At 71.9% G+C, this 25,275-nt stretch carries 19 protein-coding genes; 8 read left to right on the forward strand and 11 right to left on the reverse strand.

All coding sequences use genetic code 11. The features are described from left to right. The first annotated feature begins 131 nt into the window (after positions 1-131). The gene (locus GXW74_RS17680) at positions 132-629 is read left to right on the forward strand and encodes a cupin domain-containing protein (protein ID WP_211847860.1); all 498 of its coding nucleotides are present in this window, start codon (positions 132-134) and stop codon (positions 627-629) included. A 451-nt stretch (positions 630-1,080) separates the two neighbouring features. Here GXW74_RS17680 and GXW74_RS17685 read toward each other — a convergent pair whose 3' ends face one another. Continuing rightward, on the reverse strand, positions 1,081-1,929 hold the full coding sequence (locus GXW74_RS17685) for a hypothetical protein (RefSeq protein ID WP_211847861.1): 849 nt from the start codon (positions 1,927-1,929) through the stop codon (positions 1,081-1,083). A gap of 179 nt (positions 1,930-2,108) precedes the next feature. Here GXW74_RS17685 and GXW74_RS17690 point away from each other — a divergent pair, with 179 nt between their 5' ends. Both GXW74_RS17690 and GXW74_RS17695 read left to right on the forward strand, forming a co-directional pair. Further along, positions 2,109-3,092: a quinone oxidoreductase family protein gene (locus tag GXW74_RS17690; protein ID WP_211847862.1), complete on the forward strand. Its 984-nt coding sequence runs from the start codon at positions 2,109-2,111 to the stop codon at positions 3,090-3,092. Positions 3,093-3,104: 12 nt separating this feature from the next. Next, entirely contained in the window at positions 3,105-4,814 is a 1,710-nt protein-coding gene (locus GXW74_RS17695; RefSeq protein ID WP_211847863.1) for an N-acyl-D-amino-acid deacylase family protein, read from the forward strand. Between the two features lie 100 nt (positions 4,815-4,914). Here the strand turns inward: GXW74_RS17695 and GXW74_RS17700 are convergent, their stop codons facing one another. Together GXW74_RS17700 and GXW74_RS17705 are read right to left on the reverse strand one after the other, a co-directional pair. Further along, on the reverse strand, positions 4,915-5,715 hold the full coding sequence (locus GXW74_RS17700) for an ABC transporter substrate-binding protein (RefSeq protein WP_211847864.1): 801 nt from the start codon (positions 5,713-5,715) through the stop codon (positions 4,915-4,917). Further along, positions 5,712-6,578 (reverse strand): alpha/beta fold hydrolase, encoded by an 867-nt coding sequence (locus tag GXW74_RS17705; RefSeq protein WP_211847865.1) that lies wholly within the window; start codon positions 6,576-6,578, stop codon positions 5,712-5,714. The genes GXW74_RS17700 and GXW74_RS17705 overlap by 4 nt, the downstream gene beginning before the upstream one ends. A 125-nt stretch (positions 6,579-6,703) precedes the next feature. On the opposite strand from GXW74_RS17705, the gene GXW74_RS17710 reads away from it, so the two are divergent. Continuing rightward, a complete protein-coding gene (locus GXW74_RS17710) occupies positions 6,704-8,341 on the forward strand; it encodes a GMC family oxidoreductase (RefSeq protein ID WP_211847866.1) in 1,638 nt (545 codons plus the stop codon). A gap of 136 nt (positions 8,342-8,477) precedes the next feature. On the opposite strand, the gene GXW74_RS17715 is transcribed toward GXW74_RS17710, so the two are convergent. Then, the gene (locus GXW74_RS17715; RefSeq protein ID WP_211847867.1) at positions 8,478-9,779 is read right to left on the reverse strand and encodes a DUF3422 family protein; all 1,302 of its coding nucleotides are present in this window, start codon (positions 9,777-9,779) and stop codon (positions 8,478-8,480) included. Between the two features lie 67 nt (positions 9,780-9,846). After that, positions 9,847-11,058, reverse strand: a complete 1,212-nt coding sequence (hemA, locus tag GXW74_RS17720; protein WP_211847868.1) for a 5-aminolevulinate synthase — start codon at positions 11,056-11,058, stop codon at positions 9,847-9,849. 311 nt (positions 11,059-11,369) lie between these two features. Here hemA and GXW74_RS17725 point away from each other — a divergent pair, with 311 nt between their 5' ends. Continuing rightward, on the forward strand, positions 11,370-11,756 hold the full coding sequence (locus tag GXW74_RS17725) for a c-type cytochrome (protein ID WP_211847869.1): 387 nt from the start codon (positions 11,370-11,372) through the stop codon (positions 11,754-11,756). A 68-nt stretch (positions 11,757-11,824) separates the two neighbouring features. On the opposite strand, the gene GXW74_RS17730 is transcribed toward GXW74_RS17725, so the two are convergent. The 4 genes from GXW74_RS17730 to GXW74_RS17745 all read right to left on the reverse strand — a co-directional run bounded on the left by GXW74_RS17730 (position 11,825) and on the right by GXW74_RS17745 (position 17,510). Continuing rightward, positions 11,825-13,057, reverse strand: a complete 1,233-nt coding sequence (locus GXW74_RS17730; RefSeq protein ID WP_211847870.1) for an alpha-hydroxy acid oxidase — start codon at positions 13,055-13,057, stop codon at positions 11,825-11,827. A 225-nt stretch (positions 13,058-13,282) separates the two neighbouring features. Continuing rightward, positions 13,283-15,139 (reverse strand): dihydroxy-acid dehydratase, encoded by a 1,857-nt coding sequence (gene ilvD, locus GXW74_RS17735; protein ID WP_211847871.1) that lies wholly within the window; start codon positions 15,137-15,139, stop codon positions 13,283-13,285. Between the two features lie 117 nt (positions 15,140-15,256). Beyond that, positions 15,257-16,432: a serine hydrolase domain-containing protein gene (locus GXW74_RS17740; RefSeq protein WP_211847872.1), complete on the reverse strand. Its 1,176-nt coding sequence runs from the start codon at positions 16,430-16,432 to the stop codon at positions 15,257-15,259. 166 nt (positions 16,433-16,598) lie between these two features. Then, positions 16,599-17,510 carry a LysR substrate-binding domain-containing protein gene (locus GXW74_RS17745; RefSeq protein ID WP_211847873.1) on the reverse strand — a complete coding sequence of 304 codons (912 nt, stop codon included), beginning with the start codon at positions 17,508-17,510 and terminating at the stop codon, positions 16,599-16,601. A 118-nt stretch (positions 17,511-17,628) separates the two neighbouring features. On the opposite strand from GXW74_RS17745, the gene GXW74_RS17750 reads away from it, so the two are divergent. Continuing rightward, complete coding sequence (locus GXW74_RS17750; RefSeq protein ID WP_246523591.1) at positions 17,629-21,201, forward strand: ABC transporter ATP-binding protein; 3,573 nt, start codon at positions 17,629-17,631, stop codon at positions 21,199-21,201. Between the two features lie 739 nt (positions 21,202-21,940). On the opposite strand, the gene GXW74_RS17755 is transcribed toward GXW74_RS17750, so the two are convergent. Next, the gene (locus tag GXW74_RS17755; RefSeq protein ID WP_211847942.1) at positions 21,941-22,210 is read right to left on the reverse strand and encodes a DUF2312 domain-containing protein; all 270 of its coding nucleotides are present in this window, start codon (positions 22,208-22,210) and stop codon (positions 21,941-21,943) included. Positions 22,211-22,406: 196 nt separating this feature from the next. After that, a complete protein-coding gene (locus tag GXW74_RS17760) occupies positions 22,407-22,718 on the reverse strand; it encodes a DUF1244 domain-containing protein (RefSeq protein ID WP_211847874.1) in 312 nt (103 codons plus the stop codon). A 153-nt stretch (positions 22,719-22,871) separates the two neighbouring features. Between GXW74_RS17760 and GXW74_RS17765 the strand changes: the two genes are divergently transcribed. Further along, entirely contained in the window at positions 22,872-23,258 is a 387-nt protein-coding gene (locus GXW74_RS17765) for a nuclear transport factor 2 family protein (protein ID WP_211847875.1), read from the forward strand. 372 nt (positions 23,259-23,630) lie between these two features. Beyond that, positions 23,631-24,911, forward strand: a complete 1,281-nt coding sequence (locus GXW74_RS17770) for a glycerate kinase type-2 family protein (protein ID WP_211847876.1) — start codon at positions 23,631-23,633, stop codon at positions 24,909-24,911. Positions 24,912-25,275 lie beyond the last annotated feature (364 nt).

The following is a 25,275-nucleotide window of genomic DNA, read 5'->3' on the forward strand; positions in this document are numbered from 1 at the left end:
AGCGCAACAGCACGGCCTGCTCCGCGCGCGCCGCGCCGGAGCAGCGCATCGCTATTTTCGCGGCCCGCTTGCGGTGGCGCGCGGAAAGGCCTCCTTCCCTGGGCAGGACACCCCTGCCGAGGACCCGCGCCATGCCCCATGACGGCCACGACCATCCCTCCATCCCCGAGGATGGCTGGAAGCACACCGGCGTCCGCGTCATTCCCGGCGACAGCCTGGACACCAACACGGCGCAGACGCCCGGCATGAACCGCGCCGCCGCGATCAATGCGGCGCGCGTCGGCGCGCAGAAGATCTGGGCGGGCACGGTGCACATCCACCCCGATGCCAAGACCGGCGCGCACCATCACGGCCATCTGGAAAGCGTGATCTACGTGGTGCGGGGCAAGGCCCGCATGCGCTGGGGCGAAAGGCTCGAATTCGTCGCCGAGGCCGGCCCCGGCGACTTCATCTACGTGCCGCCCTACGTGCCGCACCAGGAGATCAACGCCTCCGCCGACGAGACGCTGGAATGCGTGCTGGTGCGCAGCGACAACGAGGCGGTCGCCATCAACATCGACATCGAGCCGGTGGAGAAGCCGGAAACCGTGCTCTGGGTGGACCCCATCCACCGCGCGCCAGGCGGCTGACCCCGGCCGGCCTGTCGGTTGACGTGGCATCATGCCGGCGGCACGCGTTCCTCACTCGTGCCGAGGCGCGAATGCGGCCTAGGGTCATCCGGCGAAGCCGGGCAAACCGGAAGCCCCCGCCAAGTGTCCCAAGGCAGGAAAAGCGAGAGCAGATCCTGATCGGGTGGAGATGCTCGCGACAACGCAAGGCGAGAGTGGTTGCCGTGAGCCAGGTCGAACGGAAGCCGCCCTGAAACCGGCAGTCGCGAATGGCGGCTGCTGGCATCAAGATCCTGTTTCGCGCTCGGCCACCCCAGCAGCGCGGATGAGGTCATCGGCAAGGCTCGGCGGCATGATCGCGAAGCGCGAGGGCTCGCCCCCCGGCAGGGTCCCGGCGCGCCGGGCCGGCGTGGCGACCGCCCGCGCAGCAGGGGCTTTCCTGCCGGACCGGCCTGCGCCATCCGCGGCGCGGTCACCGCGCGGCGCTGTCCACCACGATCAGCATCCGCCCGGCGATCGCCGTCGGCGTCCGGTCGGGGGCAAGCAGCGCGGCCATGCGCGGGCTCTCGGCCGCGATACGCTCGGCATCGGCGTCGATGACGCCGTGGCGGTCGAGGAAGATGTTCATCGCCCCGCCGATGCGCACGCAGCCCTGCGATCCCGGCTCGCCGAGGCGCGGCTCGAAATGGTCGGGGTCGGTGGCGTGGAGGAGGAAGCGGATGGGCGCCTCGCTGCCGTCCTCCGTCCAGCCGCGCGGTGCCCAGACCCAGCCGAAATCCCAGGCCCGCATGCCCTGCGCGCCAAGGCCGCGGATGCCTTCGCGATTGGGCGTGCCGAGCGCGCGATAGCCCATGATGCCGCCATCGTTCACGAAGACGCCGGTCGGGGTGACGAAATAGCCGCGCCGGCCGGTGATGCCGGTCGAGGCCGGTGCGGTGGCCAGCACCTCCCAAGGGCCTTCGGCGCGCAGCAGCAGCAGGCCGATGCGCTGCACGGCGGGCGCGCGGTCCACCAGGAGCGCCAGTTCCGTGCCCTGCGGCAGGCGGCCGGCCGCGTCCAGCGCGCTGCGCGCAAGGGCGATCCAGCGCGCCGCCTGCGCCGGATCCGGCACCGCGGCGCCGGGCACGTCGGCGAGCATGATGGCGCGCAGGCGTTGGGCCTCCGCGCCGGCGGCATCGGGCGGCGGCGGGGCGGCCGGCCGGCGGGCGGCGCAGGCGGCGACGGAGGCCGCGGCGAGGACGAGCCAGCCGCGACGGGCACAGCCGCGTCGCGGCGCGTCGCCACGGCTGCGGCCTGCACGGGTCCCATCGCATCTGGGCATCGGTACGCTCCGCCTGCGCAATCTGGGCCCCGGGGAATTCTAGGACGCATCGATGCCGCCGGGAAACCGTGCGCGTGCCGCCGCGCGCAGGGTCGGCCGCGATCGAGGGCTTGCGCACCGTGCCGGACGGCCCCATCCGTGTGCGGGGCCTCAACGGCACCGGGGGAATGGGAACGACCATGACGGAAACGATGCGCGCGGCTGTCGTCACGGCGGAGGGCGTGCGGGTGCAGGACATGCCCCGCCCCGCCCCGGGGCCCGAGGAGGTGCTGGTCCGCGTCCGCGCCGCGACGCTGAACCGCGCCGATCTCGGCGTTGCCGCCGGGCATGCGCATGGCGCGATGGGCGGGCCGGGGACCATCCTCGGCCTCGATTTCGCCGGCGAGGTCGCCGCGGTCGGCAGCGCCGTCACGGGGATCAGGCCGGGCGACCGCGTGACCGCCTCCGGCGCCGGCGGCTATGCCGAATACGCGATCGCGGACATGGGCCGCGTGCTGCCGGTGCCGGACCGCAACCTCTCCTGGGAACAGGCGGCGACGCTGCCGGTGGCGCTCGCCACCATGCACGACGCGCTGGTGGTGAACGGGCGGCTGGCGAAGGGCGAGAGCGTGATGATCCTCGGCGCCTCCTCCGGCGTCGGGCTGATGGCGATGCAGATCGCGAAGTTCATGGGGGCGGGCTTCGTCGCCGGCACTTCGACCGATGCGGCGCGGCGGGGGAGGCTCGCCGAGTTCGGCGCCGACCTCGCGGTGGACACCGGGGATGCCGGCTGGCCGGATGCCGTGCTGGCGGCGACCGGCGGCAAGGGCGCGGACCTGGTGGTGGACCAGGTCAGCGGGCCCACCATCAACGCGGCGATGCGCTGCACCGCGATCACCGGCCGCATCGTCAATGTCGGGCGGCTCGGCGGCAGCAGGGGCGAGTTCGACTTCGACCTGCATGCCAACCGCCGCATCGCCTATATCGGCGTCACGCACCGCACGCGGTCCCGCGACGAGATCCGCGCCGAATACGCCGCGATGAAGCGCGACCTGTGGGGCGCCGTGCAGGAAGGCCGCTTCAGCCTGCCGATCGACAAGGTCTTCCCGCTGGACCAGGCGGTCGAGGCGCTGGCCCACATGAAGGCCAACCGGCACTTCGGCAAGATCGTGCTCTCGGTCTGAAGGAAGCGCAGCATGCACGACCTGGTCATCCGCGGCGGCACCGTGGTGGACGGCACCGGCGCCGCGCCGTTCGAGGCCGATGTCGCGGTGCAGGGCTCCCGCATCGTCGAGGTCGGCCGCGTCGCCGGCCGCGGCGTGGAGGAGATCGACGCCAAGGGCCTGCTCGTCACGCCCGGCTTCATCGACATCCACACCCACTACGACGCGCAGGCGACCTGGAGCAGCCAGCTCCTCTCCTCCTCCATCAACGGCGTCACCACCGCGCTGATCGGCAATTGCGGCGTCGGCTTCGCGCCCTGCCGGCCGGAACGGCGCGACATGCTGGTGAAGCTGATGGAGGGTGTGGAGGACCTGCCCGAGGTCGTGCTGACGGAAGGCCTGCCCTGGTGCTGGGAATCCTTCCCCGACTACCTGAACTTCCTCGGCGGCCGCCGCTACGACACCGACATCGCGGCGATGGTCACGCACGCTCCGCTGCGCGTGCATGTGATGGGCGAACGCGCGGAAGCCCATGCCGAGGCGACCGAAGCCGAATGCCTGGAGATGGCGCGGCTGGCGGCGGAGGGCCTGGCGGCGGGTGCAGTGGGCATCTCAACGTCCCGCGCGCTGGCGCATCGCACGCTGGACGGGCGGCACATCCCCACCCTCGGCGCGCCCGAGGCCGAACTCGAAGCCCTGGCCCGCGCGCTGCGCAACCACGGCGGCGGCTGGCTGCAGGTGATCTCCGACTTCGACGACCCGGCCGAGGAGGAATTCGCCCGCCTGCGCCGCGTCGCCGCGGTGGCGGGGCGGCCGCTCACCTTCTCCCTGTTGCAGCGGGAATCGAAGCCCGCCTTCTGGCGCTGGCTGCTCGACCGGGTCGAGGACGCCAATGCCGATGGCGTGACGATGTTCGGCCAGGTCATGGGCCGCCCGGTCGGGCTGATGTTCGGCTTCGAACTCTCGCAGCACCCTTTCCTGACGCGGCCGTCCTATCGCGAGGTCGCGCATCTGCCGCTGCCCGAGCGCGTCGCCATGCTGCGCGACCCGGCGCGGCGCGCGCGCATCCTGGCGGAGCCGACCGACGACAGCGCGCTGAAGGTACGGCTGAACAACTGGGACAAGATCTTCCCGCTCGGCGACCCGCCCGACTACGAACCGCCGCCCGAGCGTTCCGTCGCCGCCATGGCCGCCGCGCGCGGCATGGCGGCCGAGGCGCTGTGCTACGACCTGATGCTGGAACGCGACGGGCGCGCCATCCTGAACCGGCCGCTGCTGAACTACGCCGATGGCGACCTCGCCGCGATCCGCGAGATGATGACGCATCCGCACACGCTGATGGGCCTCGGCGATGGCGGGGCCCATGTCGGCTACATCTGCGATGCGTCCTGCATGACGCATATGCTGGTGCATTGGGCGCGCGACCGCACGCGCGGGCCGCGGCTGCCGCTGGAGCAGGCGGTGAAGCGCATCAGCCACGACAATGCGGTGGCGATGGGGCTGGCGGATCGCGGCGTGGTGGCGGCCGGGCGCAAGGCCGACATCAACGTCATCGACTTCGCGCGGCTGCGGATGCGCCCGCCCGAGATGCGCTATGACCTTCCCGCCGGCGGCAAGCGGCTGGTGCAGGAGGCGGAAGGCTATGTCGCGACGGTGCTGTCCGGCGCGATCACCTATCGCGAGGGCGAGGCGACGGGGGCGCTGCCCGGCCGCCTCGTGCGTGGGCCGCAGGCCGTCGCCTAGAGCGGCTTCCGTTCGCCTTGGCTCACGGCAACCGCTCCAGCCTTTTGTTTTCGCGAGCATCTTTGCCCGATCAGCTGATTCCACCTGATCGGGATCTGCTCTAGGACCAGACCTGCCCGGGCGTCAGGGGCCTGGAGATCAGCCCCTGCTCCGCGCAGAAGCGGCCGGCGAGCGCGATGGCCGGCGCCAGCGCCTCGGGCGTCGTCAGCGATGCCGCGAAGGCGTGCCGCAGCCCCTCCATCACCGCCGCGTCGCGCGCCAGTTCCGACTTCACCACCACCAGGTGGTTCACCGGCTTGAAGCCGTAGCGCGCCTGGAAGTCGCGCCCGGCGGCGGCGGGATCGGGGAAGACCGTCCGCATGTCCTCGGGCACCTCGAAGCCGAAGATCGCGGCGTCCAGCTCGCCGGCGCGCAGCATGCCCGCAATGTCGCTGCCCGGTGCCGCGCGCGTCACGAAGGGCGGGTCGCGAAAGGTGGGCACATGCGCGTCCTCGAAGGTCGTCCAGGCGATGGATTCCGGCGGGACGCCGTGGCTGTCCGCCAGCACGCCGCGCAGCCACATCCCCGTCGTCTGGCTGTAGGCGCGCACGCCGACGCGCCTTCCCTTCAGATCGGCGGGACCCCGGATCGGGCTGTCCTTCGGGCAGACCAGCGCGCCTTCCTGGTAGCGTTCGGCCATCACCACCGGCAGCAGGGTGATGGGGATGCCGGCCTCCTTCGCCATCAGGAAGGTGGCGATGGCCATTTCGCAGACGTCGAAGCGCAAGTCGCGCACCATCGGCGCGAAGGCCATGTTGATGGGCGTGATCGAGACACGATCGAGCCGCAGCGCCGGTGTGTCGGCAAGGGCTGCGGTGTGCGGGTAGTCGCCGATCGCCGCGGTCAGCACGCGCTGCGTCATGCGCCGACCTCCGCGAAGAAGGCATCCACCTTGGCGTTGAAGGCCGCGGCATGCTCGAAGTGACCGGAATGCCCCGCCTTCGGCAGCGGCGAGACGCGCGCGCCCGGGATCACCGGCGCCATCCCCGCCGGCGCGAAGGGCGGGATGACCACGTCCTCCTCACAGGGCACGAACATCACCGGGGTGTTCGCGGCCGCGAAATCCTCCGGCCGCCGCGTCCGGGCCGCATGCAGCTTCGCGCGCACCGCCTCCCGGTCGAAGCCCTGCGACAACCCGTTGATGTGGGTGTAGAGCTGGTGCAGCGCCGGCTGTTCCTCCGCCATGCGCGCGCCCGAGGCCGGCAGCATGTTGCGCGCCAGCAGGTCCGACCGCGCCTCCGCGCTCTCCCTGCTCCAGGTCGCGAGGCGCGAGCGTTCCGGCTCCCGCATCTGCCGCGGGTCGAGCGAACCCGTCGTCGCCGCCAGCACCAGCGCCTTCACCCGTCCCGGCCGCATCAGCGCGTATTCCACCCCGCTCCAGCCGCCCATGGACTGGCAGACCATCCGGATGTCGCCCAGGCGCAGCTCGTCGACCAGCGCCGCCACATCCCCCGCATACTCCGCCGGATCGGGCCCGGCGGCCGGCGCCGTCGAGGGGAAGAACCCGCGATGGGAGAAGGCCACGCAGGTGTAGCGCGGCGCGAAATGCGCCACCTGCTGCCACCAGGAGAGCAGGCAGCCGCCGAGGCCGTGCGCGAAGACGAGCGCCGGCCCCTGCCCCGTCACCTCGTAGCGGATGCGCGCATCCGGCCGCTCGATCCAGCCCGCGCGGCGGGGCGGGGCGATGAAGCCGGCAGCCGCTTCTGCCAGGGCTGTCTTGGTCATGCGATTCCTCCGGATGCTCGCCGAGGGGGCGGAGCATGGCGCAGCCCGCCGGCGCTGTCGCCGTCTGGCGGGACGCTGGCGGCGCGCCTAGGCTGGCCCGCCACGGCAGGGAGAGTCGCGTCCAGATGGCCAGCACGCCCGACACCTTCGACTACGTCATCGTCGGCGCCGGCGCCGCGGGGTCGATCCTCGCCGCGCGCCTCACCGAGGATCCGGGCGTGACCGTCTGCGTGCTGGAAGCGGGCCCGCCGGACCGCAACCCCTGGATCCACATCCCGGCCGGCTTCATCAAGACGCTGGTCGACCCTTCCGTCACCTGGCAGTTCAAGACCGCGCCGACCGAGCGCACCGGCGGCCGCGGCATCGCCACGACGCAGGGCCGGACGCTCGGCGGCTCCTCCTCGGTCAACGGCATGATCTACAATCGCGGCCAGCCGGGGGACCTGAATTCCTGGGCGCAGCGCGGCAACCGCGGCTGGGGCTACGAGGATTGCCTGCCCTACTACATGCGCACCGAGCGCCGCATCGGCTTCGGCCGCGACGACCGCCGCGGCAAGCAGGGGTCCCTGCCCGTCACCGACATGGACTGGATCCACCCGCTCTCGGAAGCCTTCATCGAAGGCTGCGTGGCGGCGGGCCTGCCGCGCAACCCGGACTACAACAGCGGCGACCAGGCCGGTGTGGGGTATTTCCAGCGCGGCATCCAGAAAGGCTGGCGGGTCTCCGCCGCGCGCGCCTTCCTCAGGCCGGCGATGGCGCGGAAGGAACTGGACGTCCGCACCAATGCCCGCGCCTGCGGCATCGTCTTCGAGGGCCGGCGCGCGGTCGGCATCCGCTACCTGACGCAGCGCAACGGCACGCCCATGGAGGTGCGCGCGCGGCGCGAGGTGATCATCTCCGCCGGCACGGTGAACACGGCGCGGCTGCTGCAGGTCTCGGGCATCGGCCCGGCCGCGACGCTGGCGCGCATCGGCGTGCCGGTCTTCCACGAATTGCCGGTGGGGGAGAATTTCCGCGACCACTACGCGTCCCGCATCGTCATGCGCGCGAAGGACGGGGTGGAGACGCTGAACCAGCTCGCCAAGGGATTCAAGCTCGCGCAGCAGGTGGCGCGCTGGGCGATGGGCAGGCCGTCCATCCTCGCCACCGCGCCATCGCACGTGCACATCTTCTGGAAGTCCTTCGAGGGGCTGGACGAGCCCGACCTGCAGGGCGTCTTCACCCCCGGCTCCTATGCCGAGGGCAAGGTCTACGTGCTGGACGACTATCCCGGCTGCACCGCCGGCGCCTGGCAGCACCGCCCCGAAAGCACCGGCTGGGTCCGCGCGAGGAGCGCCGATGTCTTCGAGGATCCCGAGATCCAGCCCAACTACCTGGCCGACGAGATGGACCGCCGCGTCCACCTCGGCGGCATCCGCCTGATCCGCCGCCTGCTCAACACGCCGCAGATGGCGAAGCTGTTGGACAGCGAGGTGCTCCCCGGCGTGAATGTCGAGCGCGACGACGAGCTGCTCGACTTCGCCTACCGCAACGGCTCGACCACCTACCACCTGATCGGCACCTGCCGCATGGGTACGGCCGAGGACAGCACCGCCGTCGTCAACGACCGGCTGCAGGTGCACGGGCTGGAGGCGCTGCGGGTGGTCGATGCCTCGATCATGCCGTCCATGACCTCGGCCAACACCTATGCGACGACGATGATGATCGCCGAGCGCGGCAGCGACTTCATCCGCGGCCGGCCGCCGCTCTCATCCGTGGCATAGTACCGCCGGGCCTTGCCGGTGACCCGGTCATCGGCAAGGCGAACGGCATGGCGCGCCGGGCCGGTGGGGCGGCTGCGCGCGAAGCAGGGCCCCCGATACGGGGCCAGCCGAGGGGCTGGCCGGCACAAGGCGCCGGTCAGGCCCCGTCGTGCTCCATGTGCCGGCGCAGGCGCCGCATGCCGGCAAAGACCGCTGCCGCGACCACCGGCACCGCGATACCCACGACGAGTCCGGGCTGCACGGCGAGCCCGCCATCGGCCAGCGCCTTGGCCACATAGGCGATGAGACCGACGACGTAGTAGGTGATCGCGGCGACCGAAAGCCCCTCCACCGTCTGCTGCAGGCGGAGCTGCAGCTGCGCACGCCGGTCCATCGAGGCGAGCAGGGCCTGGTTCTGTCGCTCGCGCGTCAGGTCCACGCGGGTCGACAGCAGCTGCGTCGCCCTGGCGACGCGCTGGCTGAGCAATTCCTGCCGGCGCGCCACGTCGCGCACGGTGTTCATGGCGGGCGCAAGGCGCCGCTCGGTGAATTCGCGCATCGTCTGCAAGCCCTCGATGCGGCCTTCGCGCACGTCGTCGATGCGGCGCTGGACGAGCTCGTAATAGGCGCGGGCGGCCGAGAAGCGGTAGCGGTTGCGCGCCTCGGCGCTTTCGATCTCGGCCGCCAGGCGGGTCAGCCGATCAAGCAGCACCGGCTCGTCATTCTCGGCGCAGGCGACGAGCGCGCCGGTGACGTCGGCCAGTTCGCGTTCCTGGGCCGAAAGCAGGGGCGAGAGAGCGCGCGCCACCGGCAGGGCGAGCAGCGCCATGATGCGGTAGGTGTCGACCTCCAGCAGCCGCTGCAGGACGCGGCCGGCCTGGCGCCGGCCCATGCCGCGGTCGAGCAGCATGAAGCGGCTGAAACCGTCGCCATGGATCCGGAAGTCGGTGATGGCGGTGGCGCGGCCGCCACTCACCTCGGCCCCGACCAGGTCGTTGCCCGCGAAGCAGCGCTCGGCAATCCCGGCAAGGTCGAGCGGCGCGCCGTCATCGTGCAGAAGCGCGGCATGCGCGGCGACGATCACCCGCCCGGGCAGCGCCGCCACCCAGTCGGCGGGAACCGCATCCATCGCCGTGCGCGCGAAAGGGTCGGGCGCGACGCCCGGGACGATGACCATGAAGCGGCTGAACTCGGTGTGCCGCTCCCATTTCAGCCGGAAGGCCCCGAGATCGGTGCTGTAGTGGCTCGCGCCCGGCGCCGGCGCGGGACCGCCGACGCGGCGCACGAGGTCGCGCACGGCATCGAGCGACTGGTCGCTCGGCGCGCCCTCGGGCGGGATCAGCGCGAGGTATGAGATCGAGGCCGGCGCCACCAGCGCCTCGGGCGGACGCGCATGCACCTCGTCGTTCAGCTCGACCCGCTGCGCGTGCCAGGCCGGCAGATGGAAGCGCGCGCTCATCGGTGCGCCGGCGACGAGGCCCCGCCCGATGGCGCCGTCCGGGCCAGGACGCGGCGCCGCACCGGCATTACGCGGCGCGCTTCAGGCTGAAGCGCGCCCACACATCCCCGAGAGCCGCGACCAGCCGGTCGATGTCGGCATCGGAATGCACCGGGGACGGCGTGATGCGCAGCCGCTCCGTCCCGCGCGGCACGGTCGGGTAGTTGATCGGCTGCACGTAGATGCCGTGCTCGTCGAGCAGCAGGTCGCTGACCGTCTTGCACAGCACCGCGTCGCCGACCATCACCGGCACAATGTGGCTCGTGTTCGGCAGATGCGGCACGCCGATCGCATCGAGGCGGCTGCGCAGCGTCGCGGCGCGCTCGTGCAGCCTGTCGCGCTCCGCGCCGCTCTCGCGCAGATGCGCGATCGCCGCCCGCGCGCCCGCCGCGACCGCCGGCGGCAGCGCGGTCGAGAAGATGAAGCCCGAGGCGAAGGAGCGCACGAAATCCACCATCGCCGCCGAGCCCGCGATGTAGCCGCCGATCACGCCGAAGGCCTTGGCGAGGGTGCCCTCGATCACCGTCAGCCGATGCGCGACGCCGTCGCGTTCGGTGATGCCGCCGCCGGTCGGGCCATAGAGGCCGACGCCATGCACCTCGTCGCAATAGGTCATGGCGCCATGGGCATCCGCGACGTCGCAGATGTCGGCGATCGGCGCGATGTCGCCGTCCATCGAGTAGACGCTCTCGAAGGCCACGAGCTTCGGCAGGGCGGGGTCGAGCTCCGCCAGCAGGCGGCGCAGGTCGGCGACGTCGTTGTGCCGGAAGACGCGCCGATCGGCGCGCGAATGGCGCATGCCCTCGATCATCGAGGCATGGTTCATCTCGTCCGAGACGATGACGCAGCCGGGGATGCGCGAGGCCAGCGTCGACAGCGACGCCCAGTTCGACATGTAGCCGGAGTTGAACAGCAGCGCCGCCTCGGTGCCGTGCAGCGCGGCGAGGTCGCGTTCCAGCAGCACATGCTCGTGGTTGGTGCCGGAGATGTTGCGCGTGCCGCCGGCGCCGGCGCCGTAGCGGTCGAGCGCCGCATGCATCGCCGCCAGCACCTTCGGATGCTGCCCCATGCCGAGATAGTCGTTGGAGCACCAGACGGTGACCTCGCGGAGCTGCCCGCCCAGGTGGCGCATCGCGCGCGGGAAGCCGCCGGCGCAGCGTTCGATGTCGGCGAAGACGCGGTAGCGGCCCTCCCGCCGGAGGTCGTCGATCCGCGCCCGGAAATAGGCTTCGTAGTCCATCGCTGCTCCCTCGGCGGCGCTGGGCCACCCGCCAGGTCGCGCAGCAAATCAGAGGCTTGGCGCGATGGCGTTGACATGGATCATGCGGCCGGCGGCACCCGGCCCTCGCGTGCCGGCCGATGGAGGCTGGGAATGGCGCAGGTTGCAGCCCTTCGCAAGGGCGAACAGCCCCGTCCGCGGCCCGGCGCTTTCGCCTTGCAAGATCGGCACGGCGGGCCCATTCCGCCTCAGGGGTTGGTCGAGCGAAGCGCCGAGGCACGCCGGCGCGACGCGACGTCAGCCCGGCGCGAACCCGTCGAAAGGAGTTGCCCATGCGACGAGTGATGGTGGCGATGGTGATGGCAGCCGCGGTGGCGATGCCGGGGACGGGCTTCGCCCAGTCCGGCGACGCGGCCGCCGGCCAGCGCGTATTCAACCAGTGCCGCGCCTGCCACACCATTGACCAGGGCGGCCGCAACGGCGTCGGCCCCAACCTGTGGGGCATCGTCGGCCGCCGTGCCGGCGCCGTCGAGGGCTTCCGCTACTCCGCCAACATGCGCAGCCTGGCGGAAGGCGGCCTGACCTGGACCGAGGACCGCCTGCGCGCCTACGTCCAGAATCCGAAATCCGTCGTGCCGACCGGCAGCATGTCCTTCCCCGGCCTGCGCAACGAGACGCAGATCAACGACCTGATGGCGTATATCGCGGCGCAGAGATAGCCGCGGCGGGCGGGCGATCGCCCGCCGGAAGCGTCGAAGGGTGGCGGGGCCGCGATGGCCCCGCCCCCTCACACCCGCCGCAGGAACCGCGGCCCGAGTTCCGCCATCGAGTTCGCCCCGATCAGCGCGAGGTCGCGGTGGATCTCTTCCTTCAGCAGGTCGATCGCGCGTTCCACGCCGGGCTGCCCGCGCACCGCCGCGGCGCAGAGCATCGGCCGGCCGACGAAGACGAAGGCCGCGCCGAGCGCATAGGCCTTCAGCACGTCCGTCCCGCGCCGCACGCCGCCGTCGTAGATCACCGGCAATCCGCCGGCGACCTGCACGATCTCCGGCAGCATGCGCAGGCCCGACACCGCGCCGTCGAGCTGCCGCCCGCCATGGTTCGAGACCATGAAGCCGTCCACCCCGATCTCCCTCGCGCGCACCACGTCGTCCGGGTGCAGCACGCCCTTGATCAGCAGCTTGCCGGGGAAGCGCCTGCGGATGAGTTCGAGATGCGGCCAGGACAGCCCGTCGCGCGCGCCGAAGGCGCGTTCGAGCTCGCGCGAGAGGATCGGCGGGCCGCGCCCGGCATCCATGTTCTCGAAATACGGCATGCCGTGGTTCTTCAGCGTGCGGAACCACGTGCCGAAGGACCAGCGTGGATGCGTCGCCCCCTGCCAGAACAGCCGCAGGGAGGGCTTCAGCGGGATGGAATAGCCGTTGCGGATGTTGTTCTCGCGGTTGGACGAAACCTGCACGTCCACGGTCAGCACGAAGGTCTGGAAGCCCGCGGCGACGACGCGGTCCACCAGCGGCTCGATGCGCTCGGGCTCGCCCGGCAGGTAGGCCTGGTACCAGGCATCCGGATTGGCCTTCGCCACCTCCTCCAGCCTGATCAGCGAGGAGGCCGACATGATCATCGGGATGCGCTTCGCACGCGCCGCCTGGGCCAGCACCAGGTCGCCGCGATAGGCGATCAGCGCCGAGGACCCCATCGGCGGAATGCCGAAGGGCGCGTCGTACTCCTTGCCGAACAGCGTGGCGGCCGTGCTGCGCGCGCGGGCATCGACCAGGCAGCGCGGGATGAAGCCCCATTCGGCGAAGGCGCGACGGTTGTCCTCCAGCGACCAGTCCGTCTCGACGCCGCCGGCGAGGTAGCCGTGCAGCATCCTCGGCAGGTGCTTCTGCGCCGCCGCCTCGAAATCGTTGAGCGACAGGAACTTCTGCAGGTTCGGCGGCACCGGCGGCGCGGCGCGCTTCTGGGACAGGGCCTGCGCCGGCGTGGGCGCGCGGGACTCTGCGGGGCCTTCGGCGGTCATTGAGGTTCCACCCGGGATGTTTCCGATCAATGATGACCAGGGTGGGCGAAGGAGGCCAGACCCCACCCGCGCGGGGCTGCCGTGCGGTTCGCGGGTTTCTGGGAATCCGTTGATTCCGGCGGATCCCGCTTCGCCGGCGCGGACGCGCCGCCACCGATCCCGTGCCGGGCGGCCGCGCGCGAAGCCAGGATCCGGATACCGGGCCAGCCGAACGGCCGGCCGCGATCAGCCGCGCCGCAGTCCCCGCAGGTCCCGCACCGCGCCCCTGGCCGCGCTCGTCGCCATCGCGGCGTAGGCCCGCAGCGCCGTGCTGACATTGCGCGCACGGGGCGCGGCGGGCTGCCAGGCGGCCTCGCCCTTCGCCTCCATCGCCGCCCGGCGGCGGGCCAGCTCGTCCTCCGCCACCGCGAGGCGGATGCTGCGGCCGGGGATGTCGATCTCGATCCGGTCGCCGTCCTCGACCAGGCCGACCAGCCCGCCCTCCGCCGCCTCCGGCGAGAGATGCCCGATCGACAGGCCCGAGGACCCGCCCGAGAAGCGTCCATCCGTCACCAGCGCGCATTGCTTCCCGAGGCCCTTCGACTTCAGGTAGCTGGTCGGGTACAGCATCTCCTGCATGCCGGGCCCGCCGCGCGGCCCCTCATAGCGCACCACGACGACGTCGCCGGCCTTCACCGCACCGCCGAGGATGCCCTCAACCGCCGCATCCTGGCTCTCGAAGACGCGGGCCGGGCCGGAGAAGACCAGGATGGAGGCATCCACCCCCGCCGTCTTCACGATGCAGCCGTGCTCGGCGAGGTTGCCGTGGAGCACCGCCAGCCCGCCATCGGCCGAGAAGGCATGCGGGACGTCGCGGATGACGCCCCCTTCGCGGTCGAGATCGAGATCCTCCCATCGCTCGGCCTGGCTGAAGGCCTCGATGCTCGGCACGCCGCCGGGGGCGGCGCGGAAGAATTCGCGCACCTTGTCGTCGGCGGTGCGGCGCACGTCCCAGCGCTGCAGCGCCTCGGCGAGGCTCGGCGCATCGACGCGGGAGACCGAGGTGTCGAGCAGCCCGGCGCGGTCGAGCTCGCCCAGGATGCCCATGATGCCGCCGGCGCGGTGGACGTCCTCGACATGCACATTGGCGACCGAGGGCGCGACCTTGCACAGCACCGGCACGCGGCGGGACAGCCGGTCGATGTCCTGCATGCCGAAGGCGACGCCGCCTTCATGCGCCGCGGCCAGCAGGTGCAGCACCGTGTTGGTCGACCCGCCCATGGCGATGTCGAGCGTCATCGCGTTCTCGAACGCCGCGACGGTCGCGATGCTGCGCGGCAGCACGGACATGTCGTCGGTCTCGTAGTGCTGGCGCGTGATCTCGACGATGCGGCGGCCGGCTTCGAGAAACAGCCGCTTGCGGTCGGCATGCGTCGCGACGACGGTGCCGTTGCCGGGCAGCGCGAGGCCCAGCGCCTCGGTCAGGCAGTTCATCGAATTGGCGGTGAACATGCCCGAGCAGGACCCGCAGGTCGGGCAGGCCGAGCGCTCGATGACCTGCACCTCGGCATCGGTGACGCTGCTGTCGGCGGCGACGATCATCGCATCGATCAGGTCGACGCTGCGCTTCTGGCCGCGATGGACCACCTTGCCGGCCTCCATCGGCCCGCCGGAGACGAAGATCGTCGGGATGTTGAGCCGCATCGCGGCCATCAGCATGCCCGGCGTGATCTTGTCGCAGTTGGAGATGCAGACCATCGCGTCGGCGCAATGCGCGTTGACCATGTATTCGACGCTGTCGGCGATCAGGTCGCGCGAGGGCAGGCTGTAGAGCATGCCGTCATGGCCCATGGCGATGCCGTCATCCACCGCGATGGTGTTGAATTCCTTCGCCACGCCGCCGGCGGCCTCGATCTCCCGCGCCACCAGCTGGCCGAGGTCCTTCAGGTGGACATGGCCGGGCACGAACTGGGTGAAGCTGTTGGCCACGGCGATGATGGGCTTGCCGAAATCGCCGTCCTTCATCCCGGTCGCGCGCCACAGGCCACGGGCGCCGGCCATGTTGCGGCCATGGGTGGTGGTGCGCGAACGGTACTGGGGCATGTGCGGACGGTCCTGCGGCAGGGATGCGGCCGGGCGCCTGGGCGGCGCACCGGCCGGGGGTTGCGCATGGTCTAACGCCTTCGGGCAGGCGCGGCCAGCCCGCCCGGCGCGGCTTCGTTACGGTGCCGCCGCGCCGCCCTGGCCCAGCGCGGCCAGCACCGCGCGGTGGAAGGCCCTGCGCTCGGCCCCGAAATCGATGCCGTAGGCGGCGGCGTAGGGCGGCTGGGGCCAGCAGGCGAGCGTGACGATGACCACCCCCGCCGCCCGGTTGACGTAGATGCTCTGCCCGGCGAAGCCGACCGCGACCATCGCCCCGTCCGGATCGATCCACCAGCTGTAGCCGTAGCCGACCGCGCCATAGCTGTTGGTCGCGGGATCGAGGTCGAAGTGGCGGCTGCCGGCATCCGCGACCCAGCCCTGCGGCAGGATGCGGCGGCCATCCACGATGCCGTCGTCGAGGATGAACTGGCCGAAGCGGGCGAAGTCGCGCAGCGCGATGCCGGCGCGGCTGCCGCCGATCTCCTGCCCGCCATCGGATTCCAGCGTGTAGTAGGCGTCGAATTCCATGCCGGCCGGCGCCCAGATGCTGCGCGACATGGTCTCGGCCAGGGGCTCCCCCATCGCGGCGGAGACCAGGCAGCCGAGCACATAGGTATCCCCGGTGCAGTAGCTGAAGCGGGTGCCCGGCGGCGCCTCCGGCGGCAGCGAGCGCATCAGCGCCAGCACCCCGCCCGGCACCTTGTCGCCCAGGGACTTGCTGTAGCGGTTCACGTCCGAATTGCGGTCCGTGTAGTCCTCGCTCCAGCGCACGCCGGAGGACATGGTGAGCAGGTGGCGCACCTTCACCGCGTCATAGGCCGACCCCCGCAAGGCCGGCAGGTAGCCGGCGACGCTGTCCTCGAGGCTGCCGATCCGCCCCTGCCGCAGCGCCACGCCCACCAGGGTCGAGGTCAGCGACTTGACCGTGGACATGGTCGACCAGCGCGTCGCTTCCGTCAGCCCCAGCCCATAGCGTTCGAGGACGATCTGCCCCTCACTGAGCACGATCAGCCCGGCGACGTTGGCGCGCCGCATGTAGTCCGCGATGCCGAGGTCGCGCCCGCCCACGCGGTAGCGCGCGACGATCTCCGCCCCGCGCGGCAGGGCGCGCATGCGCGGGCCGCGCAGGATGGGGCGGGTCGCGAAGATGCGGTCCACATTCGCATAGGCATGCGGCTGCTGGGACGGCGGCAGGAGGAGGAAATCCTCGCCGGCCGGCAGGCACGCGACGGGCCGGGCGATGGCATCGCTCATGCGCGCGGGCCTCGGTCGGAAGGCGGCAACCCGCGCTGCATGTCCATCATCGTCCCATGGCACTCGAAGGCCCCGGTGTACGGAAGCACGGCGAGAGCCTCAAGCCGCGGCGGGAGGCCCGCAGGCCCCTCCCCGGTACACGGCCTTCCGCGGGCGTGGCGCAGGCTCACGCGCCGCGCGCCGATTCCAGCAGGAAGTTCCGCAGCAGGAGCACATGCGGATCCCGCGCCAAGCCCGGCCGGTTGTGCAGGGCGAAGACCCAGGATCCCGGCAGTTCGTGCGGCGCGAACAGCCGCACCAATCGCCCCGAGGCGAGTTCGGCATCCAGCATCGGGACGCGCCCGAGCGCGACGCCGGCACCGGCGATCGCCGCCGCGATCACCTGGTTGAAACTGCTGAACCGGACGATCCGGCGCGACGCCGTCGGCAGGCCGAGCAGGCCCAGCCAATGGCGCCAATCCTTCTCGGGGCTCTCGTTGTGCGATTCCTCCAGCAGGCTGTGGCGCAGCAGCCCGTCAGGCCGTTCCAGCCCGGCAAGCGCCGGGCTGCAGACCGGAAAGATGGTCTCCTCGAACAGGAGCTGGTCCGGGGGACGCACCGCCCCGGCCCGCACGCGCAGGATGGCGAGGTCGATCCCCTCCCGCATCATGTCGGGCCGGTCCTCCTCGACCGCCCGCATGGTCCAGGCCGTGCTCGGATGCTGGCCGGCGAAGGTCGCGAGCCGCGGCGCCAGCCACAGCGAGGCGAAGGACCCGTTGGCCGCCACCGTCAGATGGGGGCGCGCCCGCCGGGCCTGGCCGCGGATGGCGTCGCAGGCATCGCCGAGCCGTGTCAGCGCCTCCTCCACCGCCACCAACAGCTCGGCGCCGGCCGGGGTCGGCTCGGTGCGGCTGTGCCCGGCGCCGTTGCGCGCACGGGTCAGCAGCGGGGTGCGCAGTTCCGCCTCCAGCGCGCGGATCTGGTGGCTGACGGCGCTGGTGCTGACGTGCAGCGAGGCGGCGGCGCGGGCGAAGCTGCCCTGGCGGGCGACGGCGGCAAAGGCGCGGAGCGCGGCCAGTGGAGGAAGATGGGCATTCATCGCCGTTCAATATAGCTCAACAGCAGATGAATAACCTGCGTTTGCGGAACCATCGGCTGGCGGCCAGCCTGGAGGACAAGCCTACCGCCGAATCCTCGCGCAGCCAGGAGCGCCCAGCATGTATTTCGACCTTCGCCTCTGGCGCCTGACGGCCGGGCTGCGGCTCGCCATGGCGGGGGGCGTGCTGCTGGGCCTGCTCGCGCTGGCTGCCGGGATAGCCCGCTTCGCCTTCCTCGGCGTGGCGCTGGCGCGCGTCTTCGCGGGCGAAGGCATGGCGGCCGCCGCCTGGCCGCTGGCCGGCGCGGCGCTCGCCGTCCTGCTGCGCGCGGCGCTGGACCATGCGCGGACGGTGCAGGCCAACCGGACGGCGGCGGCGGTGCAGGGCCGGCTGCGCGGCATGCTCTTCGACCGCATCGCGGCACTCGGCCCGGCCTGGTTCGCCGGCGAGCGCACCGGCGGCGTGATGCTCTCCATGGTCGATGGCGTGGAGCAGCTGCAGACCTTCTTCGGCCAATACGTGCCGCAACTCGCCATCGCCGCCTGCGCGCCGGTCGCGATCTTCCTTTTCATGGCCTTCTGGGACGTGCCGGTGGCGCTGGTCCTCCTGGCGGCGTCGCTGGTGACGCTCGTGCTGCCGGCGATGGTGCACCGGTGGGACCGGCGCGCCGCGCTCGCCCGCCAGAAGGCCTTCAAGGCCTTCGGCAGCGAGTTCCTCGACGCGGTGCAGGGGCTGCCCACGCTGCAGGCCTTCGGCCAGAGCCGGTCCTACGGCGAGAAGCTCGCCGCCAAGGCGCGGGCGCTCTACCAGAGCACCTTCTGGGTCCTCGCGCTCGGCGTGCTGACGCGCGGCATCACCGATACGGGCATGGCGCTGGGTGCGGCCATCGCGCTGATCCTCGGCGCGCATCGCGTCGGCACCGGCGAGATGAGCCTGGAGGCATTGCTGGTGGTGCTGATGGCCGGCACCGAGATCTTCCGCCCGCTGCGCGACCTGCGCTCCGTGCTGCACCAGGGCATGGTCGGCCAGTCCGCCGCCCATGGCGTCAATGCGCTGCTGGAAGCGCAGCCCGCGGTGGCGCCGGGTGGCGCCACGCTGCGCCTGGGCGGGGAAGGCCCGGCGCCCTCCATCGCCTTCGAGGGCGTGCGCTTCGCCTATCCCGGCGGCCGCGCCCCCGCGCATGACGGGCTCGACTTCTCGATCGCGGCCGGGGAGCGCGTGGGCATCGTCGGGCCGAGCGGGGCGGGCAAGTCCTCCATCCTCCGGCTGCTGCTGCGCCAGCACGACCCGCAGGCGGGGCGCATCACCATCGGCGGGCAGGATGTCGCGGGGCTCGATCCCGCCGGCATCGCCGCGCAGGTGGCGATCGTCGCGCAGGATGCCACGCTGTTCCACGGCAGCATCGCCGAGAACCTGCGCCTCGGCCGGCCCGGCGCGAGCGAGGCCGAGATGGAGGCCGCCTGCCGCGCCGCCAATGCGCATGACTTCATCATGGCCCTGCCCGGCGGCTACGGGGCGGTGATCGGCGAACGCGGCGCCCGCCTGTCCGGCGGCCAGCGCCAGCGCATCGCCATCGCGCGGGCGCTGCTGCGCGATGCGCCGATCCTGATCCTCGACGAGGCGCTGTCCGCCGTCGATGCCGAGAACGAAGCGGTCATCCAGCAGGCGCTGGACCGGCTGATGCAGGGTCGCACCACGCTGATCCTGGCGCATCGCCTGTCCAGCGTCATCGGCGCCGACCGCATCCTGGTGCTCGACCACGGACGGGTGGTGGAAAGCGGCAGCCATGCCGAGCTCATTCGGCAGGACGGCATCTATCGCCGGCTCATGGGCAACCAGGCGGCCGAGCGCGGCGCCGCCGCGGCACCCGACCGCCTGGCGGAGATCGGCGCGGCGGGCGTCGCGGCGGAGGAAGCCAACGCCCCGGCCCCGGTCGAACTCGGGCCGGAGGCGGCATCCATCGGCTGGCGGGAGACGATCGCCAGCCTGCTGCGCCACATCGCGCCCTGGCGCGGCAAGATGACGATGGTGGTGCTGCTCGGCATCCTGCGCGTCGCCGCCTTCATCGGCGTGGGCGTGCTCGGCGCCCTGCTGATCGCCGCCCTGCGGGACGGCGCGCCGACCCTCGGCCTGGCCATCGCGCTGCTCGCCGTGGCACCCGCCGCCGGGCTGCTGCACTGGCTGGAATCCTGGCTCGCGCACGACATGGCCTATCGCCTGCTGGCGGAGATGCGCATCGACCTCTTCGCCAGGCTCGACGCGCTGGGCCCGGCCTACCTGATGCGCCGCCGCGCGGGGGATCTGGTCGCGCTGGCGACCACCGATGTGGAGACGGTGGAGTACTTCTACGCCCATACCGTGGCCCCTGCCGTGGTGGCCCTGCTGGTGCCGCTGACGGTGCTGGCCGTGCTCGCGGTCATCGCCTGGCCGCTGGCCGTCGCGCTGCTGCCCTTCCTGCTGTTTGCCGCGCTGTCGCCGCTGCGTGGCCGGGCGCGGATCGACCGCATGGGGGCGGAGGCGCGCGGCGCGCTGGGGACGCTCGGCGCCCATGTGACGGAAACCATCCAGGGCCTCGGCGACCTGCTCGCCTTCCGCGCCGTCCCGATGCGGCGGGACGCGTTCCAGGCGCACATCGCCACCTATCAGCGCCATCGCCTCGCGCTGCTCGACGACCAGGCCCGCGCGGCGGCGGGGCTCGAGGTGGCGACCGGCCTCGGCGGCATCGCGGTGGCCGCGGCGGGCGCCGCGCTGGTGGCGCAGGGCACGCTCGCGGCCGGGCTGCTGCCGATGCTGATCCTGCTCGCCATCGCCGCCTTCCTGCCGGTTTCCGAGATCGCTCAGGTCGGCCGGCAGCTCGCCGACACCATCGCCTCCACGCGCCGCCTGCGGGTGGTGGAGCGGGAGGTGCCGCTGGTGACGGATGGCACGCTGCGCCCGGCGCACCATCCCGGCGGCTCCGAGGTGGTGTTCGCGGATGTGCGCTTCACCTATCCCGGCCGCACCCGGCCGGCGCTGGACGGCGTCGACCTCACCCTGCCCGCCGGCCGCACCATCGCCCTCGTCGGTCCTTCCGGGGCGGGCAAGTCCACCGTGGCGAGCCTGCTGCTGCGCTTCTGGGACCCCGATGCGGGGCGGGTCACGCTGGACGGGGTGGATCTGCGCGAGCTGTCGCTGGAAGGGCTGCGCCAGCACATCGCGCTGGTGGCGCAGGACACCTACCTGTTCAACGACACGCTGGAGGCCAATATCCGCCTCGCCCGGCCGGAGGCCACGGCGACGGAGATGGGCCTCGCGCTGGAACGCGCCGCGCTGTCCGGCTTCGTCGCCGGCCTGCCGCAGGGCCTGGCGACGCCGGTCGGCGAGCGCGGCGTCCAGCTTTCGGGCGGCCAGCGCCAGCGCATCGCCATCGCCCGCGCCTTCCTCAAGGACGCGCCGGTGCTGGTGCTGGACGAGGCGACTTCCCATCTCGACACCATCAGCGAGGCGCAGGTGCGCCGGGCGCTGGCGGCACTGATGGCCAACCGGACGGTGCTGGTCATCGCCCATCGCCTGTCCACCATCCGCAATGCCGACGGCATCGTGGTGATGGAACAGGGGCGGGTGGTGGAGAGCGGCACCCACGCCGCGCTGCTGGCCAAGGGGGGAGCCTATGCCCGGCTGATCGCCTGGCAGACCGCGGCCGCGGCGGAGTGATGCCAACGGCACGAGTTCTTGATTCGTGCCGAAGCCGCGAATGCGGCCCGCCGGGGTCCGGCGAAGCCGAGCAAACCGGAGGTTTGCGCCCGGCGTCTGATACCAATGGCCCGTTTGCCTGACCTGTGGAACCGAGAGGGGCCTTGCCCCTCTCGGGCTCTCCCCACCAAAGGCCGAAAGGCCTTTGGAAGCCGATACCTGGCGCCGTGCGCCACTGTCAGGATCAGTGCCGAAATCCGCCCTTGCGCACGAATCGCGCTCCGAAACGATGGGACTGTCTGAACCGCGCGGCACCAGATGATGGTTTCCAAAGGCCTCGGGCCTTTGGCGGGGTGGCTTGGAGGGGCAGGGCCCCTCCAATTCCGCCCTCACCGGTCATTCCAAAGGGCCGTTGGTATGAGGGCACGAAAAGGCTGATGCCAGCGGTCGCGAATAGCGGCCGCTGGTATGATCCGATGACGAGGCAGCGACGCGCCGCGCCGTCGCTTGAGGCCCCGTCCGCACGGAAGACGGCCGCCGGGGTACCCGCCCGCCGGGATCGCGAGCACCGAGTAGGTTACGGCTTGCCCTCTGGAAGACATTTCACGCAGGCGCGGCGAAGAGAATCCCGTTCCCGCCAACCGGCACAGGAGATCCTCGCTCGGGCGCGAGCCCGCATCTTCTCGGGCCCGCGCCTTCCATCGATCCCCATCACCGCCCAGGGCATGCTTCCGATGCCCCATGCGGTGACCCACCGCCCTCACATGCCGAGCGCGCGGCGGTAGAGGTCGAGCAGCGTCTCCATTTCCTCCACCTCGGCCGGCTCCTGCTTGCGGATGCGGATGATCTGGCGGATCACCTTCACGTCGAACCCGGCCGACTTCGCTTCCGCCATGATGTCCTTGATGTCGGAGGAGAGCGCCTTCTTCTCCTCCTCGAGCCGTTCGACGCGCTCGATGATGGACCGCAGCCGATCGGCCGCGATGCCGCCGACCTCGGTATCGTCCTGCTTCGTCGCCGCCTGCGACATGTTCTTCCGTGCCTCCGTCTGAAGGGCGGCGGGTTTAGCCTTGGGCCTGCGCGCCATCAACCTTGTCCCTTTGCGAATGTCGGCACCGGCCCGTGCCCCCCACCCGTCCGGAATACTGTCGTCGGGTGGCCGGGTTGGGCGCGCGGGCCGGTGCCGGCACGAGAACGCGCCGTTCGGGACATTCCCGAATGGGCCTTCAATGCCCCGGATTCGCGGCGGCGAACGTCGCCTTCTGCTCGGCCGTCGCTTCCTTCTGGTACTTCGCCTGCCACTCCCGGTAGGGCATGCCGTACACGATCTCGCGCGCATCGGGGTCGGCGAGCGGCAGGCCCCTCGCCTCGGCGGCCTCGCGGTACCAGCGGGAGAGGCAGTTCCGGCAGAAGCCGGCCAGGTTCATCAAGTCGATGTTCTGCACGTCGGTGCGTTCGCGCAGGTGCTGGATCAGGCGCCGGAAGGCCGCGGCCTCCAGCTCGGTGCGGGTGGCGTCGTCGATGTCGGGCACGGGCATGGCGCATCCTCCTCGTCCGGGGCCAATCTGGTGCAGGCGGAAGCGGCCGCCAACCTCCCGCCGGGATGGATTTGCCGCCCCCGGTTCGCCGGCCCCGGGTGTAGTCTTGCCGCGCGCGCGGCGGAACGATCGCCGCGCCGGGGAGGACAGGCCATGTCGCACAGCGTGCCATCCGCCGCGGCCGCCTTCGATCTCGCGGCCCTGAAGCGAGCCCTCGAGCAGAGCGACGCGGACTCGCTGCTGGCGCTCTACGACGAGGATGCCGAGATGGAGATCATCGACCGCAACCGCCCGCCCAGCGCGCCGCTGCGCCTGGTCGGCCGGCCGGCGATCGCGGCCTTCTGGCGCGACGTCTGCGCGCGCGACATGACCCATGCCGTGGGCGAGGCCGTGAGCGACGCGCACCGCGCCGCCTTCGTGGAACGCTGCGCCTATCCGGATGGCTGCCACGTGGTCTCGGCGATGACGCTCGAACTGCGCGACGGGCGCATCCGCCGCCACCTGACCGTCCAGGCCTGGGACGAGGTGAGTTGCGGGTAGTGCGCTGCCTGTTTCGTTCACTGGATCTCCGGCGGACAGGCAGGCCACCGAAGGCAAGGGCGGTGGCGTGAGAATGGCGTCCGCCTGACCGCCCGCGGACCCGACGGATGAGCAGGCCTGCTGACAACCGGGGGCCGGTGCCGCGAGAACGGCGCAAGCAGGACTTCCGCACCAGGGCGCCAGCACCCCGCCCGCGAAGGTCATGGCGTTCCGCGGGAAGGGCAGCGGATCGGCCGGCCATCGGGGGCGGTGGCTGGCAGCCCGGCGACGGCAAGCACGGGACTTCGCCACGCGAAGGCCGGCGCGCGCCCGGGATTGCCTCGCGGGCGAGAGGGCGGATGATGCCGCCCGATGAGATCGAGGACGGACCGCATGGCCCTTGACGACGCATCGGCCCGCGAGGCGCTGCGCCGCCTGTTCGACGCCGCCGTGGCGAGCGCGGATCCGCGCGTCGTGCTGGCGCGGCACCTGCCGCAGAAGCCGGCCGGCCGCGTGCTGGTGCTCGGTGCCGGCAAGTCCGCCGCCGTCATGGCCGCCGCGGTGGAGGATGCCTGGCCGGAGGTGCCGCTCTCCGGCCTCGTCGTCACGCGCTACGGCCATGGCCATCCGACCAGGCGGATCGAGGTCGTCGAGGCCTCCCACCCCGTCCCGGACGAGGCCGGCGCGATTGCGGCGCAGCGCATGCTGGACCTCGCCGCCGCGGCGGCGGCGGGCGACCTGGTGCTGTTCCTGGTCTCCGGTGGAGGCTCCTCGCTGACCACCCTGCCCGCCCCCGGGCTGGCGCTTGCCGATCTGATCGCGGTGAACAAGGCGCTGCTCGCCTCCGGCGCGACCATCCACGAGATGAACTGCATCCGCCGACATCTCTCCGCCTTCTCGGGCGGACGGCTGGCGGCGGCGGCGCATCCGGCGCGGGTGGTGACGCTCGCCATCTCCGACGTGCCGGGGGACGACCCGACGGTGATCGCCTCCGGCCCCACCGTGCCGGATCCCTCCACCTTCGAGCAGGCCCGCGCCCTCGTCGCCCATTACCGCATGGCGCTGCCGGGGGCGGTCACCGCGCATCTCGCGCGCGCCGCGGAGGAAAGCCCCAAGCCCGGCGATCCGCGCCTGGCGGACACTGACTACCGCTTCATCGCGACGCCGCTGATGGCGCTGGAGGCCGCGGCCGGGGCCGCGCGCGGGCTGGGCTTCACGCCCCTCATCCTGGGCGACGCCCTGGAGGGCGAGGCGCGGGAGGTCGGCACGGTGCTCGCCGGCATCGCCCTCTCCGCCCGCGCCCATGGCCTCCCCCTGCCCGCCCCCTGCGTGTTGCTCTCGGGCGGAGAGACCACGGTGACGATTCGTGCCGGGAATCCCGGCCGCGGGGGCCGGAACGGGGAATGCCTGCTCGGCTGCACCCTGGGCCTGGCCGGCGCGCCCGGCGTCTGGGCATTGATGGGCGACACCGACGGCATCGACGGATCCGAGGAGAATGCCGGCGCCATCGCCACCCCCGACACCCTGGCGCGCGCCCGCGCCGCGGGGCTCGATCCGCGCGGCCTGCTTGCCGGCCACGACAGCCACCGCCTGTTCGCAGCACTCGGGGATCTCGTCACCACCGGCCCCACCCTGACCAACGTCAACGATTTCCGCGCGATCCTGATCGGATGAGCGAGACCGACCGGCTGGCCGCCCGCCACCGGCGCTCCGCGGCGACGCAAGCGCGCGACCCGGACCAATGATCGCGCCCCCCCTGCGCGACGATGCCGCCCGTGCCTGCGCGGCACTTGGCCGACACCTGGATCGCCAATGAAGCGCAGGGGGTCTTCCCCGCCGGCGCCGAGGCGCTTCCGGCTACCCGTAATGGCCAGCCGGTCGCCTGGACCGCACCCCACGGCGGCCCGATGGCGTGGATCGCCGAACCCGAACCTTATTCAAGTTAAGTATCGAAAATTTCTCGGCAGTATTTTCTTATCCAGGATAAGGTCTCGCCCATGCGCGACCCTGCCCTCGAAGAAGCCTTCGCCCGCCGCGG

This window comes from Neoroseomonas eburnea (assembly GCF_018129005.1).
GTDB classification, from domain to species: domain Bacteria; phylum Pseudomonadota; class Alphaproteobacteria; order Acetobacterales; family Acetobacteraceae; genus Neoroseomonas; species Neoroseomonas eburnea.

What these genes read in the sequence shown, in the direction of transcription:
- GXW74_RS17680 (WP_211847860.1), top strand. Translation starts at nt 132, where the DNA reads ATGCCCCATGACGGCCACGACCATCCCTCCATCCCCGAGGATGGCTGG.
- GXW74_RS17685 (WP_211847861.1), bottom strand. Translation starts at nt 1,929, where the DNA reads ATGCCCAGATGCGATGGGACCCGTGCAGGCCGCAGCCGTGGCGACGCG.
- GXW74_RS17690 (WP_211847862.1), top strand. Translation starts at nt 2,109, where the DNA reads ATGACGGAAACGATGCGCGCGGCTGTCGTCACGGCGGAGGGCGTGCGG.
- GXW74_RS17695 (WP_211847863.1), top strand. Translation starts at nt 3,105, where the DNA reads ATGCACGACCTGGTCATCCGCGGCGGCACCGTGGTGGACGGCACCGGC.
- GXW74_RS17700 (WP_211847864.1), bottom strand. Translation starts at nt 5,715, where the DNA reads ATGACGCAGCGCGTGCTGACCGCGGCGATCGGCGACTACCCGCACACC.
- GXW74_RS17705 (WP_211847865.1), bottom strand. Translation starts at nt 6,578, where the DNA reads ATGACCAAGACAGCCCTGGCAGAAGCGGCTGCCGGCTTCATCGCCCCG.
- GXW74_RS17710 (WP_211847866.1), top strand. Translation starts at nt 6,704, where the DNA reads ATGGCCAGCACGCCCGACACCTTCGACTACGTCATCGTCGGCGCCGGC.
- GXW74_RS17715 (WP_211847867.1), bottom strand. Translation starts at nt 9,779, where the DNA reads ATGAGCGCGCGCTTCCATCTGCCGGCCTGGCACGCGCAGCGGGTCGAG.
- hemA (WP_211847868.1), bottom strand. Translation starts at nt 11,058, where the DNA reads ATGGACTACGAAGCCTATTTCCGGGCGCGGATCGACGACCTCCGGCGG.
- GXW74_RS17725 (WP_211847869.1), top strand. Translation starts at nt 11,370, where the DNA reads ATGCGACGAGTGATGGTGGCGATGGTGATGGCAGCCGCGGTGGCGATG.
- GXW74_RS17730 (WP_211847870.1), bottom strand. Translation starts at nt 13,057, where the DNA reads ATGACCGCCGAAGGCCCCGCAGAGTCCCGCGCGCCCACGCCGGCGCAG.
- ilvD (WP_211847871.1), bottom strand. Translation starts at nt 15,139, where the DNA reads ATGCCCCAGTACCGTTCGCGCACCACCACCCATGGCCGCAACATGGCC.
- GXW74_RS17740 (WP_211847872.1), bottom strand. Translation starts at nt 16,432, where the DNA reads ATGAGCGATGCCATCGCCCGGCCCGTCGCGTGCCTGCCGGCCGGCGAG.
- GXW74_RS17745 (WP_211847873.1), bottom strand. Translation starts at nt 17,510, where the DNA reads ATGAATGCCCATCTTCCTCCACTGGCCGCGCTCCGCGCCTTTGCCGCC.
- GXW74_RS17750 (WP_246523591.1), top strand. Translation starts at nt 17,629, where the DNA reads ATGTATTTCGACCTTCGCCTCTGGCGCCTGACGGCCGGGCTGCGGCTC.
- GXW74_RS17755 (WP_211847942.1), bottom strand. Translation starts at nt 22,210, where the DNA reads ATGTCGCAGGCGGCGACGAAGCAGGACGATACCGAGGTCGGCGGCATC.
- GXW74_RS17760 (WP_211847874.1), bottom strand. Translation starts at nt 22,718, where the DNA reads ATGCCCGTGCCCGACATCGACGACGCCACCCGCACCGAGCTGGAGGCC.
- GXW74_RS17765 (WP_211847875.1), top strand. Translation starts at nt 22,872, where the DNA reads ATGTCGCACAGCGTGCCATCCGCCGCGGCCGCCTTCGATCTCGCGGCC.
- GXW74_RS17770 (WP_211847876.1), top strand. Translation starts at nt 23,631, where the DNA reads ATGGCCCTTGACGACGCATCGGCCCGCGAGGCGCTGCGCCGCCTGTTC.